This is a genomic window from Actinomadura logoneensis (genome assembly GCF_003428695.1).
Taxonomy (GTDB): Bacteria; Actinomycetota; Actinomycetes; order Streptosporangiales; family Streptosporangiaceae; genus Spirillospora; species Spirillospora logoneensis.
The window spans coordinates 1-5,045 of sequence record NZ_QURH01000832.1 but is presented as its reverse complement, the minus strand read 5'-3'; the positions used below and the strand labels follow the sequence as shown (position 1 = coordinate 5,045).

Genomic DNA, 5,045 nt, shown 5'->3' with positions numbered 1-5,045 from the left:
TCGCCGGCCCGCCGCGCGAACTCGCGGAACGCGTCGCCGCCCGCGCCGGCGCCGCGACGGCCGCCGCCGGGCCCGTCCTGCCCGAACACCCGGCCCAGACCGTTGTAGCCGATCACCAGGTCCCAGACCGTTCCGTCGGTGCTGCCGCCGATGTAGGGCCGCCTGGACGCCGGGATGAGGTCCACGACCGTCATCCACCAGCCCGCCGACACCAGCAGCACCGCGCCCGCCGCGAGCAGTTGCAGCACCCGCCGTCCGAGCTTCGGCGGCCCGAACAGCAGGTACGCCAGGGCCAGCGCGGGAAGCGCGACGAACGCCTGGAGCATCTTGGTGTTGAAGCCGCAGCCGACGAAGAACGCCGCCAGCAGGAGCCAGCGCAGCCGTCCGTCGCCGATGGCCCGCACGGTCGCCCAGGCCGCCGCGACCAGCAGCAGCACCAGCAGCGTGTCCGGGTTGTCGTCCCGGTTGATCGCCACCGTGATCGGCGTCAGCGTCAGCACCACGGCCGCGAGCAGCCCCGCCGCCGGACCGAACGCGCGCCGCACCGTCGCGTACAGCAGCGCGACGGCCGCGACGCCCTCGACCACCTGCGGCAGCAGCAGGCTCCACGAACCGAACTCGATCACCCGGGCGAACAGGCCCATCACCCACAGCGCCATCGGCGGCTTGTCCACCGTGATGAACGAGCCCGCGTCCAGCGACCCGAAGAAGAACGCCTTCCAGCTCTGCGTACCGCTCTTCACCGCCGCCGAGTAGTACGTGTTGGCGTACCCGCTCCTGCTCAGGCCCCACGCGTACAGGACGGCCGCCAGAGCCAGGACCGCCCACAACGCCGGACGCGCCCAGACCGGGTCGCTCTCCGGCCCCAGCAGGAACCGGCCCACCCGGCCCCGCCGCACCCCGGACGGCCGCGTGGCGCCCTCCGGCGAGCCCGTCGTCACCGTCGCGCTCATCGACCCGCCTCCTCAGTAGCAGCGCCGCCCTGCGCGGGAGCAGCGCCCGCCTGCACGGGAGCGGCATCCGCCCGCTCCGCGGCGTCGGGACGGCGCGGGCCGCGCAACCTGCGCGGATGGAAGATCCACGCGCGCATCAGCAGGAACCTCGCCAGCGTCGCGACCGCGTTCGCCGCCACCATCGCCGCGACCTCCACCCAGCGGGACGGGGCCGCGACGGTCGCGTGCAGCAGCGCCAGCCCGCCGGTGCTGAGCCCGAGCCCGAGCAGGAACGTCAGCCCGCCCTCGATCTGGTGCCGCAGCGCCCGGTGCGACCCGGTCACCCCGAAGGTGAACCGGCGGTTGGCGGCGGTGTTGGCGACCGTGGTCGCCACCAGCGACAGCGCGTTGGCCATCAGCGGGCCCATGACCAGCCGCAGCAGCACGAACAGCACCAGCTGCGCCACCGTGCTCACCAGGCCGATCACCGCGAAGACCGGGAGCTGCCGCCGCATCCCCGCCGGCAGCTCACCGCCCGCACGGGAAGGTCCGGCGCCGCGGTCGCGCGCTCCGGACCGTCCGGCCACCGGGGCCCCGAACCCGCCGGTCAGCATCCGACGTCCCACGCGCGCCATCCCCCTCAGGTCGTCCAGCGCCGTGCGCCACACGTCCACCCGGCTGTCGGGATCGTCCACCCAGTCCACCGGCACCTCGTGGATGCGCAGCCCGGTCCGCTCGGCCAGCAGCAGCAGCTCGGTGTCGAAGAACCACTCCTGGTCCTCCACCGCCGGGAGCAGCGCCTGCACGATCTCGGTCCGGCCCGCCTTGAAGCCGCACTGCGCGTCGGAGAACCGCGCCGCCATCGCCGTCCGCAGCAGCAGGTTGTAGCAGCGGGAGATCACCTCCCGGCGCGGCCCGCGCACCACCGCCGACCCGCGCGACAGCCGCGACCCGATCGCCAGGTCGCTGTGCCCGGAGATCAGCGGCGCGACCAGCGGCAGGAACGCGTCCAGGTCGGTCGACAGGTCCACGTCCATGTAGGCGACCACGTCGGCGTCCGATCCGGACCACACCCGGCGCAGCGCCCGGCCGCGGCCCTTCTCGTCCAGGTGCACCGCCCGGACCCGCGGCAGTTCGGCCGCCAGCTCCTCGGCGACGCGCCAGGTCGCGTCGGTGCTGGCGTTGTCGGCGACGGTGATCCGCCAGAGGTAGGGGAAGGTGTCGCTCAGATAGGCGTGCAGCCGCCGCACACTGGCGGCCAGCACGCGCTCCTCGTTGTACGCGGGGATCACGACCTCGACCAGCCGCCCCCGTCCGCCCGGCTCCCCCTCGGGACGCCTCGGGCCGGACGGGGCGGCCGGGACGGCCGTGCTCCGCGTGGTGACCAGGTGACTCATGCGACCACCGTCGGAAACCCGTGTGGGAGACCGCTGAGCCCAGCCTTAACCCTCGATGAGAAACCTGCCCCGGCCGCCCGGCGAACGCCGACCGCAGGGGCGCGGTGGCCGCCGCTCGCCCGGCGAGAAGCCCCTCAGTCGGGAGGGACGGGGCTGCCCGGCAGCACCACGCGGGCCAGCGTCCCGCCGCCCTCGGCCGGCTCCAGGCTCACCCGCCCGCCGCCCTCGCCGACGACCCGAGCCACGATCGACAGGCCCAGGCCCGACCCGGGCAGGCTCCGCGCGGACGGCGACCGCCAGAACCGCTCGAACACGTGCGGCAGGTCCTCCGGCGCGACTCCCGGCCCCTCGTCCCGGACGGTCAGCTCCCCACCGTCCAGCCGGACCCGCACCCGCCCGCCCGGCGGGCTGAACTTCACCGCGTTGTCCAGCAGGTTCACCACGGCCCGCTCCAGCTGGCCCGGGTCGCCCCGCACGAACCACGGGGACGTCTCCGCCTCCACCACCAGGCCCGGGCCGCGCAGCCGCGCCCGCTCGACGGCCCGCTGCACCGCCTCGTGCAGCGCCACGGTCTCCCGCGCGGGCTGCCCCTCCACCGGACGGGCCAGCTCCAGCAGGTCGCCGACCAGGCTCGACAGCTCCACCATCTGCGCCTTCACGCTCGCCAGCAGCCGCCGCCGCGTGTCCGGGGGCAGCTCCCGGCCGCTGTCCTGCGACCGCAGCAGCAGGTCGATGTTGGTGCGCAGCGACGTCAGCGGCGTGCGCAGCTCGTGCCCGGCGTCCGCGATCAGCTGCTGCTGCCGGTCCCGGGACGCCGCCAGCGCGCCCGTCATCGTGTTGAACGCCTGGCTCAGCCGGGTGATCTCGTCGTGGCCGTGCTCGGGGATGCGGGTGCCGAGGTCCTCGGTCCGCGCGATGTGCTCGGCGGCGTCGGTCAGCCGCTCCACCGGGCGCAGCGACGCGCGCGCGATCATCAGGCCGGCGCCCGCCGCCAGCAGCACCCCGGCCGCCGACACCGCGACCAGCAGCAGCGCCAGGTTGCCGAGCGGCCCTTCCACCTCGTCCAGCGGGATCGCCGTGGAGACCGCGAAGCGCACCGGTGCGCCGTCCGCGTCCGCCGTGTAGCCGACGGTCATGATCCGCACCCGGACGCCGTCGCCCTGCCCGTCGACGCCCTTTCCGTCGTGCCGCACACTCGTCCGCGTCCCGGCGGCGACCTCCGCGTCCGCCCTGCTCACCGTCAGCGCGCCCCGGTCGGGGATCACGCACGCCCGCCCGTCGGCGGTGACCGCCTGCTGGATGAAGTACGGGCCGCCGTACCGGGTCCCGGCGACCGGCGTGGACCGGCAGTCGGCCAGGGCGTCCCGGACCTCCGGCCAGCCCCGTGGCCGGGGGGCGGGCAGGTCCGCGACCGGAGGGGGGCCGCTCATGGCGCGCAGCCGTCCGTCCAGTTCGCGGTACAGCTGGCCGCGCACCAGGAACCAGCTCACGGTCGCGCACGCCGCCACGGCGACGGCGACGGCGAGCGCCGTGAGCAGCGCGAGCCGTCCCCGCAGCGGCAGCCTGGTCACCAGCCGCCGCACGGCCCGGCTCCCTCCGCTCGCGGGACGCCCGAGCCGCCGCGGACCCCGGCCGGGCCGGGCACGGCGGTCACGGGGAGCCCCGCAGCACGTACCCGACGCCGCGGACCGTGTGGATCAGCCGGGGCAGGCCGTTCACCTCGGTCTTGCGGCGCAGGTACATCACGTAGACCTCCAGGGAGTTGGACGCCGGCTCGAAGTCGAACCCCCACACCGCCTCCAGGATCCGCTCGCGCGTCAGCACCTGCCGCGGATGCCGCAGGAACAGCTCCAGCAGCATGAACTCGGTGCGGGTCAGCTCCAGCGGGCACCCCGCCCGCAGCACCTCGCGGGTCCGCGGATCCATCCGCAGGTCCCCGAAGGCGAGCGCCTCGCCGTCCGGGCGGGACGCCGGGCCGTAGTCCGCCGCCCGGCGCAGCAGCGCCCGCACCCGCGCCAGCAGCTCGTCCAGCTCGAACGGCTTGACCAGGTAGTCGTCGGCGCCCGCGTCCAGGCCGGTCACCCGGTCGCCGACCATGTCCCGCGCGGTCAGCATCAGCACCGGCATCGTCGCGCCCCGCGCCCGCATCCGGCGGCACGCGGTCAGCCCGTCCATCCGGGGCATCAGGACGTCCAGCACGACCAGGTCCGGGCGCTCGCGCTCGACGGCGTCCAGCGCGAGCAGCCCGTCGGCCGCGGTACCGACCTCGTACCCCTCGAACTCCAGGCTGCTGGTCAGCGACTCCCGGACGGCCGGCTCGTCGTCGACGACCAGGACGCGTCCGCGCGCGGCACCCGACTCCATGCGCCCACGGTAGCCGCCGGCTCCGCGGTCAACGCCGTGACCAGCGGATTCTCATCGATCTCTCAGATTCGGGTCCGGGCCGGGCCGGGACGCCTCGGGGTCCGGGGCGGGCCGGGTGGCCGCGGCCCATCCCGTCCGGAGCGACTCGACCACCATGTCCCGCGCCACGTCGCTCATCAGGCCGCGCAGGGACTCCTTCAGCGCCGCCTTCAACGCCTCGCGCATCAGCTCGCGCACGACCGTCTCGACCGCCAGGGCCAGGGCCCGGTCGGCGACCTGCCCGGCCAGCCCCGTGGCCGTGCGGGCCAGCGCGCTGCCCGCGGCGGCCCGCCAGAGGCCGTTCGCGGCCTGG

At 75.4% G+C, this 5,045-nt stretch carries 5 protein-coding genes; all 5 read right to left on the bottom strand.

Translation table 11 applies throughout. The annotated features are described in order from the left end of the window. Positions 1-953: glycosyltransferase family 39 protein (locus DZF91_RS28395; protein WP_147341429.1), on the bottom strand; the 953-nt coding region annotated here is incomplete at its 3' end. Continuing rightward, positions 950-2,329, bottom strand: a complete 1,380-nt coding sequence (locus tag DZF91_RS28390; protein ID WP_117360189.1) for a glycosyltransferase — start codon at positions 2,327-2,329, stop codon at positions 950-952. The genes DZF91_RS28395 and DZF91_RS28390, both read right to left, overlap by 4 nt. Before the next feature lie 134 nt (positions 2,330-2,463). Continuing rightward, positions 2,464-3,912: a sensor histidine kinase gene (locus tag DZF91_RS28385; RefSeq protein ID WP_235834631.1), complete on the bottom strand. Its 1,449-nt coding sequence runs from the start codon at positions 3,910-3,912 to the stop codon at positions 2,464-2,466. A gap of 67 nt (positions 3,913-3,979) precedes the next feature. Continuing rightward, positions 3,980-4,693, bottom strand: a complete 714-nt coding sequence (locus tag DZF91_RS28380; protein ID WP_117360188.1) for a response regulator transcription factor — start codon at positions 4,691-4,693, stop codon at positions 3,980-3,982. Between the two features lie 51 nt (positions 4,694-4,744). Continuing rightward, the coding region (locus DZF91_RS40515; RefSeq protein WP_158588067.1) for a hypothetical protein at positions 4,745-5,045 on the bottom strand (301 nt) is incomplete at its 5' end.